We start from the raw sequence: 18,752 nt of genomic DNA on the forward strand, positions 1-18,752 counted from the left end.
AGAGACGACAAAGGACCCAAACGAGGGTCCTTTGTGTGTTACATCAACGACTTATCAGGCAAAAGGGTGACGCAGAACGATGGTTTCGTTGCGGTCCGGCCCCGTCGAAATAATGTCGATCGGCGCACCGACCAGCTCTTCGACGCGCTTGATGTAGTTGCGGGCCGCCACGGGCAGCTCTTCCAGGGTCTTGGCGCCCACGGTCGATTCGGTCCAGCCTGGCATCTGCTCGTACACCGGCTCCAGGCCAATGTAGCTGTCTGCATCGGTCGGTGCGTCGATGACGGCGCCGTCCTGGTTCTTGTAGCCCACGCAGATGTTGATGGTCTCCAGGCCGTCCAGCACGTCCAGCTTGGTCAGGCACAGGCCCGAGATGCTGTTGACGTCGATGGCGCGACGCAGGATGACGGCATCGAACCAGCCGCAACGACGGGCACGGCCGGTGGTGGCACCGAACTCGTGGCCGCGCTTGGCCAGGAAGGCACCGACGTCGTCGAACAGCTCGGTCGGGAACGGGCCCGAACCGACGCGGGTGGTGTAGGCCTTGGTGATGCCGAGGATGTAGTCCAGGTACATCGGGCCAAAACCCGAACCGGTGGCGATGCCGCCAGCGGTGGTGTTGGAGCTGGTGACGTACGGGTAGGTGCCGTGGTCGATATCCAGCAGCGAACCCTGGGCGCCTTCGAACATGATGTCCTTGCCGGCACGGCGCAGCTCGTGCAGCTCGGCGGTAACGTCGAGCATCATTGGCTTGAGCAGCTCGGCGTATTCCATGCACTCGTCCAGGGTCTTCTGGAAGTCGATGGCCGGCTCTTTGTAGTAATTGACCAGGACAAAGTTGTGGTAGTCCAGCAACTCGCCCAGCTTGGCGGCGAAACGTTCGCGGTGGAACAGGTCGCCGATGCGCAGGCCGCGACGGGCGACCTTGTCTTCATAGGCCGGGCCGATGCCGCGACCGGTGGTGCCGATCTTCAGCTCGCCACGGGCCTTTTCACGGGCCTGGTCCAGCGCAACGTGATAGGACAGGATCAGCGGGCAGGACGGGCTGATGCGCAGGCGCTCGCGCACCGGTACACCCTTCTCTTCCAGCTTGATGATTTCCCGCAGCAGGGCGTCGGGGGCAACCACCACGCCGTTGCCGATCAGGCACTGCACACCTTCGCGCAGCACGCCCGAGGGAATCAGGTGCAGAACGGTTTTCTCACCGTCGATCACCAAGGTGTGACCTGCGTTGTGGCCACCCTGGTAGCGCACTACGGCGGCAGCATGTTCGGTCAGCAGATCAACGATCTTGCCTTTGCCCTCATCACCCCACTGGGTGCCCAGGACTACGACATTCTTACCCATAACACTTGTCCTCATTCGCGCAAACTTGGTGCCGGCGATGGCCGGCAGGAAAACTCAAGAAGCCAGCGGCAATACTTGCCAAAGCCCGTTCTGCTGAATCAATTGCCGGTCGCAGTCCGCTTCACGGGCGGCGGCCAAAGGTTGCCCAGGCAATGCCTGGACGACACGCTGACCCTCACCGCGCAACTGGCAGACCATCTGCCAGAGTGCCGCATCCGTACTGTCAGGCATCCAGATACCGCCAGACGGTAACTCGATCTCAGCACGCCCCAGGGTCACCAGGGTTTTCAAATCGGTAGAGAAGCCGGTCGCCGGACGGGCACGACCGAAATCGGCACCGATGTCGTCGTAGCGACCGCCTTGGGCGATGGACTGGCCAACGCCCGGTACGAACACCGCGAACACCACGCCGGTGTGGTAGTGATAACCGCGCAGTTCACCCAGGTCGAAATACAACGGCAGCTCCGGGAAACGCACCGACAGACGCTCGGCAATCGCCAACAAGTCATCAAGGGCCGCCAGCACAGGGGCCGGCGCACCGGCCAGACGCTCGCGAGCGGCGCCCAGCACCTCACGGCCGCCACACAGATCCACCAATGCCCGCAGCATGCCGGACAATTGTGTCGGCAGGCCTTCGGTCAGGCTGATGACTTCGTCGATGGCCTTGCGCTGCAACGCATCGAACAACTGCTGTTCCACTTCGCCGGACAGGCCGGCCGCACGCGCCAGGCCGCGGTAGATGCCGACATGGCCCAGGTCCATGTGGACATCCGGCACGTCAGCCAGTTGCAGCATGGCCAGCATCAGGCTGATGACTTCCACGTCGCTGCTCGGGCTCGCGTCGCCGTACAGCTCGGCGCCCAGCTGGATCGGGCTGCGCGAAGACGACAAGGCACGCGGCAAGGCATGCAGGACACTGCCGGCGTAGCACAGGCGGCTCGGACCTTCACGACGCAGGGTGTGAGCATCGATGCGCGCCACTTGTGGCGTGATGTCGGCCCGAAAACCCATCTGCCGACCCGACTGCGGATCGATGACCTTGAAGGTGCGCAGATCCAGGTCCTGGCCCGCGCCGGTCAGCAGGGATTCCAGGTACTCGATATGCGGGGTCACGACAAACTCGTAACCCCAGCTCTGGAACAGATCCAACACCTGCCGACGCGCTACTTCGATACGCGCGGCCTCCGGTGGCAGTACTTCTTCGATGCCATCTGGCAGCAGCCAGCGGTCTACCGTTGCCATTACGCCATTCCCCTATGATCCGGGCGGCCAACTTTCGGGCTGGCCTTGAGTGAAGCAGAAAATGCCCGCGCCATGCGAAAAACCGCAAACCACGCGCAAGGGCGACGTGACGAATGGCCTTGAATCGGCCTCGCCAAGCACTTTCCTCGAAAAACCTGTCGGGTCATTTCACCCGACGCCTGCAACCAACACCACAATCGAACGTGCAGACGCAAAAAAGCCGGGAATTTCCCGGCTGCCGCATCATACACACGTTTTCCCAAAGGATCACCCCGCCCGACGTTTTAGCCGCCGGGCGGAGTGCTTCAGGTCAACGTCGCATCAAGGCTTGGCCTTTTCCAGGTAGTGGAAAAAGTCGCTGCTTGGGTCCAGGACCAGAACGTCGGACTTGTTCGCGAAGCTTTCACGGTAGGCGCGCAGGCTACGATAGAACGCGTAGAACTCCTGATCCTGGCCGTAGGCCTTGGCGTAGATCGCTGCGGCCTGGGCATCGCCATCACCACGGACTTCTTCCGACTCGCGATAGGCTTCGGCCAGCAGCACACGGCGTTGGCGATCGGCGTCGGCACGGATGCCTTCAGCCAGCTCGTTACCCTTGGCACGGTGCTCGCGGGCTTCACGCTCACGCTCGGTGCTCATGCGCTCGAACACGCTGCGGTTCACTTCCTTCGGCAGGTCGATGGCCTTGACGCGGACATCGACCACTTCGATACCCAGCTCTTTTTCCGCCATCGTGTTCAGCGAACGGGTGATGTCGGACATGAGCGCATCGCGCTCACCGGAGACCACTTCATGCAGGGTACGCTTACCGAACTGGTCACGCAGACCCGATTCCAGGCGACGGGACAGACGTTCGTCAGCGATCTGCTTGAGGCCGGACGTCGCGGTGTAGAAGCGCTCGGCATCCTTCACGCGCCACTTGGCATAGGCATCGACCATCACGGCTTTCTTTTCCAGCGTCAGGAAGCGCTGCGTCGGCGCGTCCAGCGTCATCAGGCGGGCGTCGAACTTGCGCACCTTGTTGACGTACGGCACTTTCACATGCAGCCCCGGCTGGACATCAGCCTGGACCACGCGACCGAACTGCAGCAACACCGCACGCTCGGTCTGAGCCACGATGTAGAAGCAGTTCCAGGCAGCGATCGCCACGACGACACCGACAATAAGGGCGATCAGCGATTTATTGCTCATCAGCGACTCTCCCTGGTACGTGCTTGCTGTTGCTGCAGGTCCGCCGCCGCGCGGGCATTGGCTTCATTGCTGGCGGCTGCCGCCGCGCCGGTTGACGGCGTGCCGGTGTTGCGACCGCTCTCGACCATCTTGTCCAGCGGCAGGTACAGCAGATTGCTCTGGCCGTTCTTGTTGCCGGTCACGAGGACCTTGCTGGTATTACTGAAGACTTCCTGCATGGTGTCCAGGTACAGACGCTGGCGGGTCACTTCAGGAGCCTTGCGATACTCGGCCACCAGCTTGGTGAAGCGATCAGCCTCACCCTTGGCGCGGGAAACCACTTCGTCGCGATAACCGTTGGCATCCTCGATGATGCGCTGGGCCTGGCCACGGGCTTCCGGCACGACGCCGTTGGCGTAGGTTTCGGCCTGGTTGCGCGAACGCTGCTCGTCTTCACGGGCACGGATCACGTCGTCGAAGGCTTCCTGGACTTCACGCGGTGCCGCTGCGCTCTGCACGTTGACCTGGGTGACAGTGATACCGGTGCGATAGGTGTCGAGGAAGCGTTGCAGACGCTCCTTGATTTCGCTGGCCATCAGCTCGCGACCTTCGGTCAGCACCTGGTCCATGGCGGTGGAGCCCACCACATGGCGCAAGGCACTCTCAGTCGCGTGTTGCAGGCTGATTTCCGGCTGGTCGACGTTCAGCACGAAGTCCTGCAGGTTGGTGATCTTGTATTGCACGGTCAGCGGCACTTCGACGATGTTCTCGTCCTCGGTGAGCATCTGGCCCTGCTTGGTGTAGGCACGCTCACGCGTGACGTTCTCCATGTACTTCTGGTCGATCGGCGGGAAATAGATGTTCAGGCCCGGGCCGACGGTTTCGTAGTACTTGCCGAAGCGCAGCACCACGGCTTGCTCCTGCTCGTCCACGACATACACCGCGCTGTACAGCCAGACAGCCGCAAGCACGACAAGACCGATGCCGAGCAGGCCGAAACCACCGCCTCTGCCCGGACGGCCGCCGCCATCGTCACCGCGTTTCTTACCACCACCGAACAAACCGTTCAGGCTTTCCTGCAGCTTGCGGAAGGCCTCGTCGAGATCCGGTGGTCCCTTGCGGTCGCCGTTGTTACGACGCTTGCCGCCCCAGGGATCCTGGTTGTTCGAGTTGCCACCCGGCTCATTCCAAGCCATAGCGCTCTCCATCTGATAAAGCAAAGACGCACCCACGGCGCGCCGGCCAATGCTACAGAATGCCTGACACAGCTTTCTCAGGCTTTTATTGCAAAGTGTGTTGCTCGATGAATTCCATCGGTTGCAGCCCTTCACGACTGACCAGCCGGTTCAGTTCCGACCGAGGCAGGCGAACGGCCAGCAGGCAGACACCGTCTTCGTCGTGTTCTTCTTTCTGCACCGCCCCCAGCTCGAAAAACTGGGCACGCAGCCGGGCAAAACGCTGTGGCAGCTTCAGGGTGCCGACAAACAGGTCGTCGCCCAGCAGCTCCGCCACGGCCTGCTTGAGCAGGTCCAGGCCGCTGCCATCACGCGCCGACAGCCAGACCCGCTGCGGCTTGCCGTCGGCATCGCGCTGGATCTGCGGTTCCACGCCCTCGAGCAAATCGAGTTTGTTGTATACCTCGAGGATCGGCAAGTCCTGCGCCCCGATCTCGCCCAGCACCACCATGACCTGCTCGATCTGCAGCATCCGGTCCGGCTCGGCAGCATCGATCACATGCAGCAGCAGGTCGGAGTTGCTCGACTCTTCGAGCGTAGCCCGGAAAGCCTCGACCAGTTTATGCGGCAGGTGCCGGATGAAGCCCACGGTGTCGGCCAGTACGATCGGCCCGAGGTCGTCCAGGTCGAGCCGGCGCAGGGTCGGGTCGAGCGTGGCGAACAACTGGTCGGCCGCGTAGACGTCGGACTGGGTAACGTGATTGAACAGCGTCGATTTGCCGGCGTTGGTATACCCCACCAGTGAAACCGTCGGGATGTCCGCCCGCTTGCGGCCGCGTCGCGACTGCTCGCGCTGGCTGCGGACCTTCTCCAGCCGCCCCTTGATCTGGCGCAGGCGAACCCGCAGCAGGCGCCGGTCGGTTTCCAGCTGGGTTTCACCCGGGCCACGCAGGCCGATACCGCCTTTCTGGCGCTCAAGGTGAGTCCAGCCGCGAACCAGTCGTGTGCTCATGTGCTCAAGCTGGGCCAGTTCGACCTGGAGCTTGCCTTCATGGGTACGCGCGCGTTGGGCAAAGATATCGAGAATCAGCCCGGTGCGGTCGATCACGCGACACTCGAAGACACGTTCGAGGTTACGTTCCTGACTGGGCGTAAGGATGTGATTGAAAATCACCAGATCGATGTGCTCGGCCTTGACCAGGTCGCGCAACTCCTCGACCTTGCCACTGCCGATCAGGAACTTGGCGGTTGGCCGATGACGCGGCACGTTGACAAACGCGACGGTCTCGGCGCCGGCCGAAATTGCCAATTCCTGAAACTCCTGCGGATCTTCGCGCGCCTCAGGGTCCTGTCCTTCCAAGTGAACGAGAATAGTCCGTTCACCACCACCGTGGCGCTCAAAGAACAAAGGAGGCTCCTATCAAGCGTTACCCGGCTCAGCGTCAGCGCCTTCGGATTCGGTTGCGCTAGGCAGACGAATTGGACGAACCGGCACTACCGTCGAGATAGCGTGTTTGTAGACCATCTGGCTGACGGTGTTTTTCAGCAGGATGACGAACTGGTCGAAAGACTCGATCGTGCCTTGCAGTTTGATCCCGTTGACCAGATAGATGGACACCCCAACTTTTTCTTTACGTAAAGTGTTCAAGTAAGGGTCTTGTAGCGAATGCCCTTTTGACATGTGCCGCACTCCTTTAAGGATCAATTATAAAAATCGGAATCAGATGGCTTGGGCCGTCACACCCCCAAGGATAGACGGCAATTGCAAGGACTCAGCTCAATATGGAGATGGTCCCAAGGTATTTCAAGGCGCGTGGCAGATTGTCGCAATCAAGGCTGTCGAGCCAATGCAAGTCAGTCCAGCTGCGCAACCAGGTGAACTGGCGCTTCGCCAATTGGCGCGTGGCGATAATCCCACGCTCGCGCATCTCGGCTGACGTCAGCTTGCCGTCCAGGTAATCCCAGACTTGTCGATAACCTACCGCACGTATAGACGGCAACCCGGCATGCAGGTCACTTCGCTCACGCAGGGCTACGACCTCGTCTATGAACCCCTGTTCCAACATCAATGTGAATCTTTGTTCAATACGCTGATGCAACACTTGCCGGTTCGCCGGAGCGATGGCCAGATTCGCGACAGTATAGGGCAATTGTTGCAGTCCCGAAGCGGCTGCTTCAGTACTTTGCGCAGATTGTCGCTGGCGCAGGGCCGTCATGCTCTGGCCGCTGACCCGATAAACCTCCAGCGCTCGGCTGAGCCGCTGCGGGTCGTTGGGGTGAATACGCGCCGCCGACTCGGGATCGATCAGCGCCAATTGCTCGTGAAGCGCTTGCCAGCCAAGGCGCGCAGCCTCTTCTTCGATCTGCGCGCGCACCTCGGGATCGGCCGCCGGCATGTCCGCCAGCCCGTCGACCAAGGCCTTGTAATAGAGCATGGTGCCGCCCACCAGCAGCGGAATCTTGCCCCGCGCGGTGATCTCGGCCATGGCCTGGAGCGCATCACGCCGGAAATCGGCTGCCGAGTAAGCGTCGGCCGGGTCGAGTATATCGATCAGGCGGTGCGGATATTCAGCCAGCAGTTCCTTCGATGGCTTGGCGGTGCCGATGTCCATGCCCCGATAGACCAGGGCCGAGTCGACGCTGATCAACTCGCAGGGCAGCACCTTGGTCAGTTCGATGGCCAGGTCGGTCTTGCCGGCGGCCGTCGGCCCCATCAGGAAGATCGCTGGAGGGAGCTGGCTCATCAGCGACCGCGCAGGAACAGTTTGTCCAGGTCGTCCAGGCCCAATTGGGTCCAGGTCGGCCGGCCATGGTTGCATTGACCGCTGCGCTCGGTGTTTTCCATGTCCCGCAGCAGACCGTTCATTTCCGGCAGGGCCAGGCGCCGGTTGGCGCGGATTGCGCCGTGGCAGGCCATGGTGCCGAGCAGTTCGTTCAGATGCGCCTGGATCCGGTCACTGGTGCCGTACTCCATCAGGTCCGCCAGCACGTCGCTGACCAGGCGATTGGCCTCGGCCTGTTTCAGCAAGGCCGGGATCTGCCGGATCGCCAGGGTCTCCGGGCCCAGGCGCTGCAACTCGAAGCCCAGGCGCTGGAACCAGCTCACATGCTCATCGGCGCAATCGGCTTCGCGCTGACTGACAGCCAGGGACTCGGGCACCAGCAGCGGTTGCCCGCTCAAGCCTTCGCTGGCCATGGCGATCTTCAGCCGCTCGTACATGATCCGCTCATGGGCGGCATGCATGTCCACCAAGACCAGGCCCTGGGCGTTTTCGGAAAGAATGTAGATGCCTTTGAGCTGCGCCAGGGCATAGCCTAGCGGCGGGATATCGCCCTGGCCATCGGGCAATGCCGCCGCACCGGCCTCCTGCAACGGCTTGAAAAATTCGCGATAGGCAGCCTGGGCCTCCGCCGCCGGCACATTCGACTGAGGACGCGGCGTGTATTGGTATTGATAGCCGCTGCCGGCACCGTTGCCGGCCGTGTTATAGACCGGCTGGGGCTGAGGCTGCTCAAGCAGCGCGTTGGCCGCAAGGCGCATTTCGCCTTGGGGACCGAATTCGCCAGCTTCCAGTCCGCTTGGCCGGACCATGCCGGCCACCGCCGCCGGGGCCGCCAATTGATCTTCAGGACGCACGTCGCCCAGGGCGCGATGCAAAGTGCCGTAAAGGAAGTCATGGACCATGCGCCCGTCACGGAACCGCACTTCGTGCTTGGTCGGGTGCACGTTGACGTCCACCACCGAAGGGTCGACCTCGAAAAACAGCACGAAGGTCGGATGCCGACCGTTGAACAGCACATCGCGATAAGCCTGGCGCACCGCGTGGGCCACGAGCTTGTCGCGCACCGCGCGGCCATTCACATAGAAATACTGCAAGTCCGCCTGGCTGCGAGAGAACGTCGGCAAGCCGACCCAGCCCCACAGGTGCAGGCCATTGCGCTCCACCTCAATGGGCAATGCCTGCTCGAGGAAACCCGCACCGCACACCGCGCCCACGCGCCGGGCGCGGGCCGCATCATCGTGGGCCTCGTGCAGGCTGAGGATGGTCTTGCCGTTGTGGCGCAAATGGAAAGCCACGTCAAAACGCGCCAGGGCCAGGCGCTTGATGACTTCCTGCAAATGATCGAACTCGGTTTTCTCGGCCTTGAGGAACTTGCGCCGGGCCGGGGTATTGAAGAACAGGTCGCGCACTTCCACCGAGGTGCCCACCGGATGGGCGGCGGGCTGGACGCGAGAAGCCATGTCGCGGCCTTCGGTCTCGACCTGCCAGGCCTGGTCGGCATCGCGGGTGCGGGACGTCAGCGTCAGGCGCGACACCGAGCTGATGGACGCCAGCGCCTCGCCACGAAACCCCAGGCTCATGACCCGCTCAAGGTCTACCAGGTCGCGAATCTTGCTGGTGGCGTGGCGAGCCAGCGCCAGCGGCAGGTCGTCGGCGGGAATGCCGCGACCGTCATCGCGCACCCGCAGCAGCTTGACGCCACCTTGCTCGACATCGACGTCGATGCGCTTGGCACCGGAGTCGAGGCTGTTTTCCAGCAGTTCCTTGATCACCGACGCCGGGCGCTCGACCACCTCACCGGCGGCGATCTGGTTCGCCAACCGCGGGCTGAGCAGTTCGATGCGAGCGTTGCCGCCAATCACTTCATCCGTCATTGCTTGACCGCCACTTCGTTGCCGGGAATGGTCAGGGTCTGTCCGATCTTCAGCTCGTCACTTTGCAGGTTATTGGCGCTGCGCAAGGTAGCGGGCGACACCTGGTAGCGCACCGCGATCATCGCCAGGGTTTCGCCAGGACTGACGCGATGATCCCGCGGTCCCTGGGCAATCTTGCCCGAATCGCGCAGCCAGGCGATGTAGGTACCCGGCGGCGGGTTCTGCTGGAAGAACTGCCGCACACCGCTGCTGATGGAACGGGCCAGGGCCTGCTGGTGGCTCGCGGAGGACAGTTTCGAGGCTTCGTTGGCGTTGGAGATAAACCCGGTTTCCACGAGGATCGACGGGATGTCCGGCGACTTGAGCACCATGAATCCGGCCTGTTCGACGCGTTGCTTGTGCAGCGGGGTAACGCGGCCGATGTTGCTCAGGACCTTCTGCCCAACGTTGAGGCTTGACGTCAACGAGGCGGTCATCGACAGATCCAGCAACACGCCGGCAAGCATCCGGTCCTTGTCGTCGAGGCTGACATTGCCGGCACCGCCGATCAGGTCGGAACGGTTTTCACTGTCGGCCAGCCAGCGCGCCGTCTCGGAAGTGGCGCCACGATCGGACAGGGCAAATACCGAGGCGCCGAACGCAGCCTTCGAAGGCGCGGCGTCGGCGTGGATCGAGACGAACAGGTCCGCACCTTTCTTGCGGGCGATCTCGGTGCGGCCACGCAACGGAATGAAGTAGTCGCCGGTGCGGGTCAGCTCGGCGCGAAAGCCTTTCATGCCGTTGACCTGGCGCTGCAACTCCCGGGCGATGGCCAGCACCACGTCTTTCTCACGCTGACCGCGCGAGCCCGAGGCGCCCGGGTCTTCGCCACCGTGGCCGGCATCGATGACCACGATGATGTCGCGTTTGCCGGCTGGCGCCGGTGGCAGCTTGAGCGCAGGCTCGGTGGGTGTGACCGGCACGGCAGGCACCGTCGCGACCTTGGTCGGGGGCGGTGGCGCAGGCGCGGCGTCGGCCGGGTTATCGAACAGATCCACCACCAACCGGTTACCGTACTGGGCATTGGGTGCGAGGGTGAAACTCTTCGGGGTCACGGCCTGTTTCAGGTCGATGACCACTCGCAGGTCGGTGGGCGTGCGCTGGGCCGAACGCATCGCGGTAATCGGCGTGTTGGCCGTGGGCACGTTCAGCGGCGCGCCCAGGGATGCACCGTTGATGTCGATCACCAGGCGATCCGGGGCCGCGAGGGTGAACACGCTGTGCTGCACCGGGCCTGTCAGGTCGAACACCAGCCGGGTGTTGTCCGGCGCCCGCCAGAGGCGAACACTGTTGACCTTTGTCTCAGCCACAGCATCGACGGCCAGTGCCGTAAGCAACAGTCCTACGACAGCAACCACCGCGCGAAAGCGCATACCAAACCCCATCATCAATTAGTTTTCCAGTGCCAGAGCGGCACACCACGACTCGCCACGCGAGCCTTGCGGCGTCAGTTTCAGCGAACGCCCGCCGTTCTGCGCGCCAATGGTAATGGTCAGGTCGGGCTTTGGCAAAAAGCCTGCACCCTTCTGAGGCCATTCGATCAGGCACAAGGCGTCATCTTCGAAATAATCACGGATCCCGAGAAACTCCAGCTCCTCAGGATCGACCAGTCGATACAGGTCGAAATGGAAGGCGCGGGTATCACCGATCTCGTAGGGCTCGACCAACGTGAACGTGGGGCTCTTGACCGAGCCGACATGCCCGAGGCCGCGAATGATGCCACGGGACAGGGTGGTTTTCCCCGCGCCAAGGTCGCCTTCGAGAAAAATCAGACCATGGCCTGCGGTGGTCTGCGCGATGCGGGCGCCAAATTGTGTCATGGCTTGTTCGTCCGCCACGTACAGGGTTACTTCAGACACGGTGAGTGCTCCTCCAACAACTGACGAATGGCCGGAATCAGATCGGTCGCGGCCAATCCGCGGCCCGAGCGACCGACCTGCACCCCGGCATTGGCATGCAGCCAGACGGCCAGGCACGCGGCTTCGAATCCTTCCATTCCCTGGGCCAGCAAAGCGCCGGCCACGCCAGCGAGGACATCCCCCAGGCCAGCGGTGGCCATCGCCGGATGACCCTGACCGCAAACCGCCAGGCGCCCGTCCGGGCTGGCGATCAGGCTACCGGCGCCTTTGAGAATCACGCTGGCTCGGTATTTTTTGCTCAATGCGTGGGCCGCCGCTGGACGATCGGCCTGCACCTGCACGGTGGAAATCCCCAGCAGTCGCGCGGCCTCGCCCGGATGCGGGGTGATGAGGCACTGCTCCGGCAGACTGACCATGCCATGGCTCAACAAATTCAGCGCATCGGCATCCCACACCTGCGGCAGCGACGCATTGGCCGCCGCCGACAACAGGCTGCGCCCCCAAGCGGCCTGGCCAAGGCCCGGCCCCACCACCAGCACGCTGGCCTGCTTGAGCAACCCCATCAACTGGTTAGCCGAATGGGTGCCTTGCACCATCACCTCGGGCAAACGCACCAGCGCGGCGGCCACGTGCTCGCTGCGGGTCGCCATCGAAACCATCCCCGCACCGCTGCGCAAGGCGCTTTCGGCGCTCATCTGGATGGCGCCGCCAAAACCGCGGTCGCCGCCAATCAACAGCACATGACCAAACTTGCCCTTGTGGGCTGAAGGCGCACGGGGCGGCAGACGCGGCAGGTTATGCGGCAAGAGCAATCGAGCGCTGGCCGGCGCCGCGTCAACGAAGTCCGGGTCCGCGTGCAGGTCGTTGAATACCAACTCTCCCACCCGATCCGCCGCATCGCCGGTGAACAGACCGAGCTTCAGGCCAATGAAGGTCACGGTCAGGTCCGCCGTCACTGCGGTACCCAGCACCCGACCGGTGTCGGCACACAACCCGGAAGGGATATCCACCGCAGCGACCGGTAACCCGCTGACATTGATGGTGTCGATTGCCCGAACATACGGTTCGCGAACGTCACCGCTCGCCCCGGTGCCGAGCAACGCGTCGAGCAGGACACCGCGCAATTCGCAATCATCCGCCCAAGGTTCCACCGGCACACCAACCGCCACGGCTTCGGCATGGGCATTGGCGGCATCACCCAGCAACCGCCGGGGCTCGCCTACCGCCAGTACCCGGACCGCCCAGCCGGCACGCCGGGCCAGAGTCGCCACCAGGTAGCCATCGCCGGCGTTGTTGCCATGGCCGGCGAATACGGTCAACTCGCCGGCTTCAGGCCAGCGCCGAACGATCGCTCGCCAGGTGGCGCGGGCGGCGCGCTGCATCAATTCGAAGCCGCTGGTGCCCGCCACGATCAGTTGTGCGTCGAGGGCCCGGACTTGCGCGGCACTGTACAGCGCGTCGGGAAATTCATCTTTAGTCTGCGGCATGCGTCTTCGGGCTCCGATGTCTGGCAGAATTATACGCATCTCAGCTCCGGTTTCTCTCGCCTCATGCCTGCCATTCCCACAGACCTCCCCGCCCTCGCCCAATCCATCAAGGACTGGGGCCGCGAGCTGGGCTTCCAGCAAGTCGGCATCAGCGGCCTGGACCTTGGCGAGCATGAGCAGCACTTGCAACGCTGGCTCGAAGCCGGCTACCACGGCGAAATGGATTACATGGGCGCCCACGGCAGCAAACGCTCGCACCCGGAAGAACTGGTGCCCGGCACATTGCGGGTGGTGTCCCTGCGCATGGACTACCTGCCGGGCGACACCCGAATGGCGCAATTGCTTGGCGAACCGGAAAAAGCCTACGTCTCGCGTTATGCGTTGGGCCGCGATTACCACAAATTGATCCGTAAACGCGTGCAGCAATTAGCAGAAAAAATCCAGGCAGCCATCGGCCCCTTCGGCTATCGCGCGTTCGTCGACAGCGCACCGGTGCTGGAAAAAGCCATAGCCGAACAGGCAGGGCTGGGCTGGATCGGCAAAAATACGCTGGTGTTGAACCGCAAGGCCGGGAGCTATTTCTTCCTCAGCGAGCTGTTCGTCGACCTGCCGCTGCCGGTGGACCCGCCCCACGGCACCGAGCATTGCGGAAAATGCACCGCCTGCCTGGACATCTGTCCGACCAACGCCTTCGTTGGTCCCTACGTATTGGATGCCCGGCGTTGCATCTCCTACCTCACGATCGAACTGAAAAACGCTATCCCCGAGGAGCTGCGGCCGCTGATCGGCAATCGGGTGTTCGGTTGCGATGACTGCCAGATCGTCTGCCCGTGGAATCGCTTCGCCCGGCCCTCTGCGGAAGGCGACTTCAAGCCACGCCACAACCTGGACAATGCCGAACTGGCCGAGCTGTTCATGTGGGATGAGGACAGGTTTCTCAGCAGCACCGAAGGTTCGCCATTACGCCGCGCCGGTTATGAGCGCTGGCTGCGTAACCTGGCGGTGGGGCTTGGCAATGCGCCGACGACAATTCCCGTGCTGGAGGCGTTGAAGGCTCGACAGGATTATCCGTCAGCCCTGGTGCAGGAACATGTGCAATGGGCGCTGCGCCAACATGCCGAGCGTCAGACTTCGTCGTTATAGACGAACTTGGGCATTTCCCAGTGAAACCGGATCGCCAGGAGCCGCAGCAGGAAACCACCAAACAGGGTGATCAGAATCGCCTGCTCGCTGGGCAATTGCAGGTAGACACACAGCAGGTAGCACCACGCAGCGGCGAACGAGACGCTGGCATAGAGTTCGCGACGGAAAATCAACGGGATGTCGTTACAGAAGATATCCCGGAGAATGCCGCCAAAAACCCCGGTAATCACCCCACTGACCGAGGCCACCAACATGCCATGGCCCATTTCCAGCGCGGTCATGCAGCCGATCAAGGTAAACGCCACCAGCCCGACGGCATCGAGCACCAGGAACAGCGAGCGCAGGTGACGCATCCAGCGCGCGAGGAATACCGTCAACATGGCCGCCGCGGTCGTCAGCACCAGGTATTCCGGATGCTTGACCCAGGTCAGCGGGTAATGCCCCAGCAGCACGTCGCGCACCGAGCCGCCACCCAGCGCCGTGATACAGGCGATCAGCACCACGCCGAACCAGTCCATGCCACGCCGCCCGGCAGACAAGGCGCCGGTCATGGCTTCGGCGGTAATGGCGATCAGATACAGCATCAGCAGCATGGTGGCAGTCCTTGCGGGAAGGCGCGCAGTCTAGCCAGTTTGGGCAGGCACCAAAAGGGGGCGCGGCGCCGACCCTGGCTGAGAGGATCCCCTGTGGCGAGGGAGCTTGCTCCCGCTCGGCTGCGCAGCAGTCGCAAACCGGACAACTCGGTTTACCTGAAAATGGTTGGGGCCTGCTTCGCAGGCCAGCGGGAGCAAGCTCCCTCGCCACAAGAGCGGGCCCTTGCCACAAGAGCGCTTTCGATCAGAACTTGATGAAGTGCTTGCGATAATGCTGCAACTCGGCGATGGATTCGCGGATGTCGTCCAGGGCCAGGTGGGTGCTGCCCTTCTGGAAACTGTCACGCACTTCTGGCGCCCAGCGAGCGGCCAGCTCCTTGAGTGTGGAGACATCCAGGTTGCGGTAATGGAAATAGCTTTCCAGGGATTTCATGTGGGTATAAAGGAAGCGACGGTCCTGGCAGATGCTGTTGCCACAGATCGGCGACTTGCCCCTTGGCACCCATTGTTCCAGGAAGGCGATGGTCTGGGCTTCGGCCTCGGCCATGCTGATCCTGCTCTCGCGCACCCGTTGGGTCAGTCCCGAGCCGCCGTGCTGGCGGGTGTTCCACTCGTCCATGCCGGCCAGCACCTCATCACTGTGGTGGATCGCAATCACCGGACCCTCGGCCAGGGTGTTGAGATCGCTGTCGGTGACGATGGTGGCCATTTCGATGATGACGTCGGTGTCAGGGTTCAGACCGGTCATTTCCAGGTCGATCCAGATCAGGTTCTGCGGGTTTTGCATGGGGGAGCTCCTCGGCTTAGCTGCGCAGTTTAGCCTAGGCAACCGGTCGGGCGTGCTAAACTCGCCGCCGTTTTACCCTATTCGCTGCATTTCTTCATACGGAACACCCATGGCCAAACGCCAACTCAATCGTCGTCAGAACTGGCGCATCGAAAAGATCCAGGGCGAGCGCGCCGCCCGCGCAGCCAAACGTGAATCCAGTGCCGTCGAGGCCCTGGAGGGCGGAGACCTGGGCCCTGAGCAGACCGGACTGGTGATCGCGCATTTCGGCGTCCAGGTCGAGGTCGAGGCCCAGGAAGGCGAGTTGGCCGGCCAGGTATTCCGTTGCCATTTGCGGGCCAACCTGCCGGCGCTGGTGACCGGCGACCAGGTGGTCTGGCGGGCCGGCAACCAGGGCATCGGCGTGATCGTCGCGCAACTGCCGCGCCACACCGAGCTGTGCCGCCCGGACAGCCGGGGCCAGCTCAAGCCGGTGGCGGCCAACGTCGACATGATCGTGATTGTCTTCGCCCCGCTGCCTGAGCCCCACGCCAACCTGATCGACCGTTACCTGGTGGCGGCCGAACACGCCGGCATCCGCCCGTTGCTGTTGCTCAACAAGTTCGACCTGATCGACGAACACAACGCCCCGGCGCTGAACGCCCTGCTGTCGGTCTATCGGGATCTGGGTTACCCGGTGCTGGAAGTCTCGGCCCACCACGGCAACGGCATGGAGCAATTGCAGCAGCAACTCGACGGGCGCATCAGCGTGTTCGTCGGCCAGTCCGGCGTCGGCAAGTCTTCATTGGTCAACAGCCTGCTGCCGGAAGTCGAGACCCGCGTCGGGCCGTTGTCCGAGCTGTCCGGCCAGGGCACCCACACCACCACCACCGCGCGGCTGTTCCACTTTCCCGGCGGCGGTGAGCTGATCGACTCGCCGGGCATCCGCGAGTTTGGCCTGGGCCACGTCAGCCGGGCGGATGTCGAAGCCGGGTTCATCGAGTTCAACGACCTGATCGGCACCTGCCGCTTCCGCGACTGCAAGCACGACCGCGAACCCGGCTGCGCCTTGCTCAAGGCGCTGGAAGAAGGCCGCGTGCATCAACAACGGATGAACAGCTACCGCTCGATCATCGCGAGCTTGCCGGAAAGCAGTTACTGATTGTGGCGAGGGGATTTATCCCCGCTGGGGTGCGAAGCGCCCCCCTTTCCATGTAGATGAACAACAGGGCTGCTACGCAGCCCAGCGGGGATAAATCCCCTCGCCACAGATAAATCCCCTCGCCACAGGTTTGCGATCGCCAGTCAGATCACTGCGCTGGCGGCTCCGCCGGTTTCGGCGCGGCGTCGTCGAACAGGTTCAGGCGCTCGCGCAACTCATGGGCCGGCACTGGTTGCTGGTCCGCCGGCAGCGCGTTCGGATCGGCGGCCGCGCCAGGCGTGGCGGGCGATGCAGGCACTTCGCCCGGCGCGCCCTCGCCCGGGGCCGGGTCTGGCGCCGGATCGTCGGTTTGCGAACCTTCGATGGCTTTCTGGGCTTTCTTGGTCAACACCACGATGTCGATGCGGCGGTTGACCGGGTTGAACGGATCCTTGCGATCGAACAGTGCCGAAGACGCATAACCGACGACCCGCGCCACCTGCTCATCCGGATAGCTGCCCGCCACCAGGGCACGCCGTGCCGCGTTGGCCCGGTTGGCCGACAGTTCCCAGTTACCGAAGTCGCCTTTGCCGACGTAAGGCTTGGCATCGGTGTGGCCACTGATGCTGATCTTGTTCGGCACCGCTTTGATGGTATCGGCCATGGCCAGCAGGATGTCTTCGAAATACGGCTTCAGGCGCGCACTGCCAGAGTCGAACATCGGACGGTTATCGGCGTCCATGATCTGGATGCGCAGGCCGTTCGGTGTGATCTCGAAAAGGATCTGGTCCTTGAATTTCTGCAGTTCCGGGTTCTCTTCAACCTTGTTCTGCAATTCCTGCAGCAGCAATTCCAGGCGCTCGCGCTCGACCTGCTCGGCCATGCCTTCGGCCTCATTGGCGTCGACCGTCGCCTTGTCAGGCTGAGGCTGGGATTTGACCTCGGGGTTGAGGGTATTTTCCGGCGCCAGGACCGGCGAGCCGCCCAGGTCGATGATGTACGGTGTGCCGCTCTCGGAAAAACCGATCGGATCCTTGAAGTAACCGGCAATGGCGATTTTCTGTTCCGGGGTCGCGGTGGACAGCAGCCACAGCACCAGGAAGAACGCCATCATCGCCGTGGCGAAGTCGGCGAAGGCAATTTTCCAGGCGCCCCCGTGGTGCCCGCCGGCAATGCGCTTGACGCGCTTGACTATAATGGGCTGGTTATTTTCCATGGCTTAACGACCGCGAACCGCTTGTTCCAGCTCGGCGAAGCTTGGACGGTGCGCCGGGTACAGGACCTTGCGACCGAACTCCACCGCCAGGGACGGCGGCATGCCCGAGGCCGAAGCCACCAGGGAAGCCTTGATGGCCTCATAGACGTTGAGCTCTTCCTTGGCGTCATGCGCCAGGGAATGGGCCAGCGGGCCGAAGAAACCGTACGCCGCCAGAATACCGAAGAAAGTACCCACCAATGCCGCGCCCACGTGCAGGCCGATCGACGCCTGATCGCCTTCACCCAGGGATGCCATGGTCACCACGATGCCCAATACCGCCGCAACGATACCGAAGCCGGGCATGCCGTCGGCGATGCCGTTGACTGCATGAGACGGGTGCTCAAGGTCTTCCTTGAGGCTGTACAGCTCCATGTCGAACAAACCTTCAAGCTCATGGGGGGCCATGTTGCCGGACGACATGATGCGCAGGTAGTCACAGATGAACGCCGTCATGCGCTCGTCTTTCAGCACCGAGGGGTACTTGGCGAAGATCGGGCTGGCGGCGGCGTCTTCGATGTCACCCTCGATCGCCATCATGCCTTCGCGGCGGCTTTTGTTGAGGATCTCGTAGACCAGCCCCAGCACCTCGAGATAGAAGGTGTGGCTGAAACGCGAGCCGAACATGCTCAAGGATTTCTTGAGCACATGCATAGTCATATAGCCAGGGTTGGCCTGCAGGAATGCACCAAGGGCTGCACCGCCGATGATCAACACCTCGAAAGGCTGGACCAGCGCGGCAATCTTGCCATGGGAGAGCACGTATCCGCCGAGCACGCTCGCGAACACGACGATGATGCCGATAATTTTAGCCATAGATAGAAAGTACTTATTTAAGTCGGGTTCAAGGTCATATTCGGAAGCTGAAAAATCTCTTC

Annotated in this window: 17 protein-coding genes; 2 read left to right on the top strand and 15 right to left on the bottom strand. The window is 62.6% G+C overall.

Translation table 11 applies throughout. The features are described 5' to 3' along the window. Window positions 1-54: 54 nt before the first annotated feature. The 11 genes from J3P84_RS24815 to J3P84_RS24865 form a co-directional block, all read right to left on the bottom strand. Complete coding sequence (locus J3P84_RS24815; RefSeq protein ID WP_003186407.1) at window positions 55-1,347, bottom strand: adenylosuccinate synthase; 1,293 nt, start codon at window positions 1,345-1,347, stop codon at window positions 55-57. 54 nt (window positions 1,348-1,401) lie between these two features. After that, window positions 1,402-2,589, bottom strand: a complete 1,188-nt coding sequence (locus tag J3P84_RS24820) for an ATP phosphoribosyltransferase regulatory subunit (RefSeq protein ID WP_434626373.1) — start codon at window positions 2,587-2,589, stop codon at window positions 1,402-1,404. Window positions 2,590-2,910: 321 nt separating this feature from the next. Beyond that, on the bottom strand, window positions 2,911-3,780 hold the full coding sequence (gene hflC, locus J3P84_RS24825; RefSeq protein WP_305497195.1) for a protease modulator HflC: 870 nt from the start codon (window positions 3,778-3,780) through the stop codon (window positions 2,911-2,913). Further along, window positions 3,780-4,955: an FtsH protease activity modulator HflK gene (gene hflK / locus J3P84_RS24830; protein ID WP_434626374.1), complete on the bottom strand. Its 1,176-nt coding sequence runs from the start codon at window positions 4,953-4,955 to the stop codon at window positions 3,780-3,782. The genes hflC and hflK overlap by 1 nt, the downstream gene beginning before the upstream one ends. A gap of 85 nt (window positions 4,956-5,040) precedes the next feature. Then, the gene (hflX, locus tag J3P84_RS24835; protein WP_434626375.1) at window positions 5,041-6,342 is read right to left on the bottom strand and encodes a ribosome rescue GTPase HflX; all 1,302 of its coding nucleotides are present in this window, start codon (window positions 6,340-6,342) and stop codon (window positions 5,041-5,043) included. Window positions 6,343-6,354: 12 nt separating this feature from the next. Continuing rightward, complete coding sequence (gene hfq / locus J3P84_RS24840) at window positions 6,355-6,615, bottom strand: RNA chaperone Hfq (RefSeq protein ID WP_058546527.1); 261 nt, start codon at window positions 6,613-6,615, stop codon at window positions 6,355-6,357. Window positions 6,616-6,706: 91 nt separating this feature from the next. Next, window positions 6,707-7,678: a tRNA (adenosine(37)-N6)-dimethylallyltransferase MiaA gene (gene miaA / locus J3P84_RS24845; RefSeq protein ID WP_434626376.1), complete on the bottom strand. Its 972-nt coding sequence runs from the start codon at window positions 7,676-7,678 to the stop codon at window positions 6,707-6,709. Continuing rightward, entirely contained in the window at window positions 7,678-9,591 is a 1,914-nt protein-coding gene (mutL, locus tag J3P84_RS24850; RefSeq protein WP_434626377.1) for a DNA mismatch repair endonuclease MutL, read from the bottom strand. The genes miaA and mutL overlap by 1 nt, the downstream gene beginning before the upstream one ends. Beyond that, window positions 9,588-11,018 carry an N-acetylmuramoyl-L-alanine amidase gene (locus J3P84_RS24855; protein WP_370871022.1) on the bottom strand — a complete coding sequence of 477 codons (1,431 nt, stop codon included), beginning with the start codon at window positions 11,016-11,018 and terminating at the stop codon, window positions 9,588-9,590. Before J3P84_RS24855 ends, mutL begins: the two co-directional genes overlap by 4 nt. Before the next feature lie 3 nt (window positions 11,019-11,021). Next, a complete protein-coding gene (gene tsaE, locus J3P84_RS24860; protein WP_434626378.1) occupies window positions 11,022-11,489 on the bottom strand; it encodes a tRNA (adenosine(37)-N6)-threonylcarbamoyltransferase complex ATPase subunit type 1 TsaE in 468 nt (155 codons plus the stop codon). Next, the gene (locus J3P84_RS24865; RefSeq protein WP_434626380.1) at window positions 11,477-12,976 is read right to left on the bottom strand and encodes an NAD(P)H-hydrate dehydratase; all 1,500 of its coding nucleotides are present in this window, start codon (window positions 12,974-12,976) and stop codon (window positions 11,477-11,479) included. The genes tsaE and J3P84_RS24865 overlap by 13 nt, the downstream gene beginning before the upstream one ends. A 63-nt stretch (window positions 12,977-13,039) precedes the next feature. Between J3P84_RS24865 and queG the strand changes: the two genes are divergently transcribed. Next, window positions 13,040-14,119 (top strand): tRNA epoxyqueuosine(34) reductase QueG, encoded by a 1,080-nt coding sequence (gene queG, locus J3P84_RS24870; RefSeq protein ID WP_434626381.1) that lies wholly within the window; start codon window positions 13,040-13,042, stop codon window positions 14,117-14,119. Here queG and J3P84_RS24875 read toward each other — a convergent pair. After that, window positions 14,101-14,712 (bottom strand): trimeric intracellular cation channel family protein, encoded by a 612-nt coding sequence (locus J3P84_RS24875; RefSeq protein WP_305497211.1) that lies wholly within the window; start codon window positions 14,710-14,712, stop codon window positions 14,101-14,103. The two genes, queG and J3P84_RS24875, sit on opposite strands and share 19 nt — an antisense overlap. A 244-nt stretch (window positions 14,713-14,956) precedes the next feature. Further along, window positions 14,957-15,499, bottom strand: coding sequence for an oligoribonuclease (gene orn / locus J3P84_RS24880; RefSeq protein WP_305497212.1), 543 nt, complete (start codon window positions 15,497-15,499; stop codon window positions 14,957-14,959). A 109-nt stretch (window positions 15,500-15,608) separates the two neighbouring features. On the opposite strand from orn, the gene rsgA reads away from it, so the two are divergent. Next, window positions 15,609-16,640, top strand: a complete 1,032-nt coding sequence (gene rsgA, locus J3P84_RS24885) for a small ribosomal subunit biogenesis GTPase RsgA (RefSeq protein WP_217861119.1) — start codon at window positions 15,609-15,611, stop codon at window positions 16,638-16,640. Between the two features lie 148 nt (window positions 16,641-16,788). Here rsgA and motB read toward each other — a convergent pair whose 3' ends face one another. After that, a complete protein-coding gene (motB, locus tag J3P84_RS24890) occupies window positions 16,789-17,835 on the bottom strand; it encodes a flagellar motor protein MotB (protein WP_434602651.1) in 1,047 nt (348 codons plus the stop codon). A gap of 3 nt (window positions 17,836-17,838) precedes the next feature. Continuing rightward, window positions 17,839-18,690, bottom strand: coding sequence for a flagellar motor stator protein MotA (gene motA, locus J3P84_RS24895; RefSeq protein WP_305497215.1), 852 nt, complete (start codon window positions 18,688-18,690; stop codon window positions 17,839-17,841). Window positions 18,691-18,752 lie beyond the last annotated feature (62 nt).

Source organism: Pseudomonas sp. Z1-29 (assembly GCF_051131995.1).
Lineage (GTDB): Bacteria > Pseudomonadota > Gammaproteobacteria > Pseudomonadales > Pseudomonadaceae > Aquipseudomonas.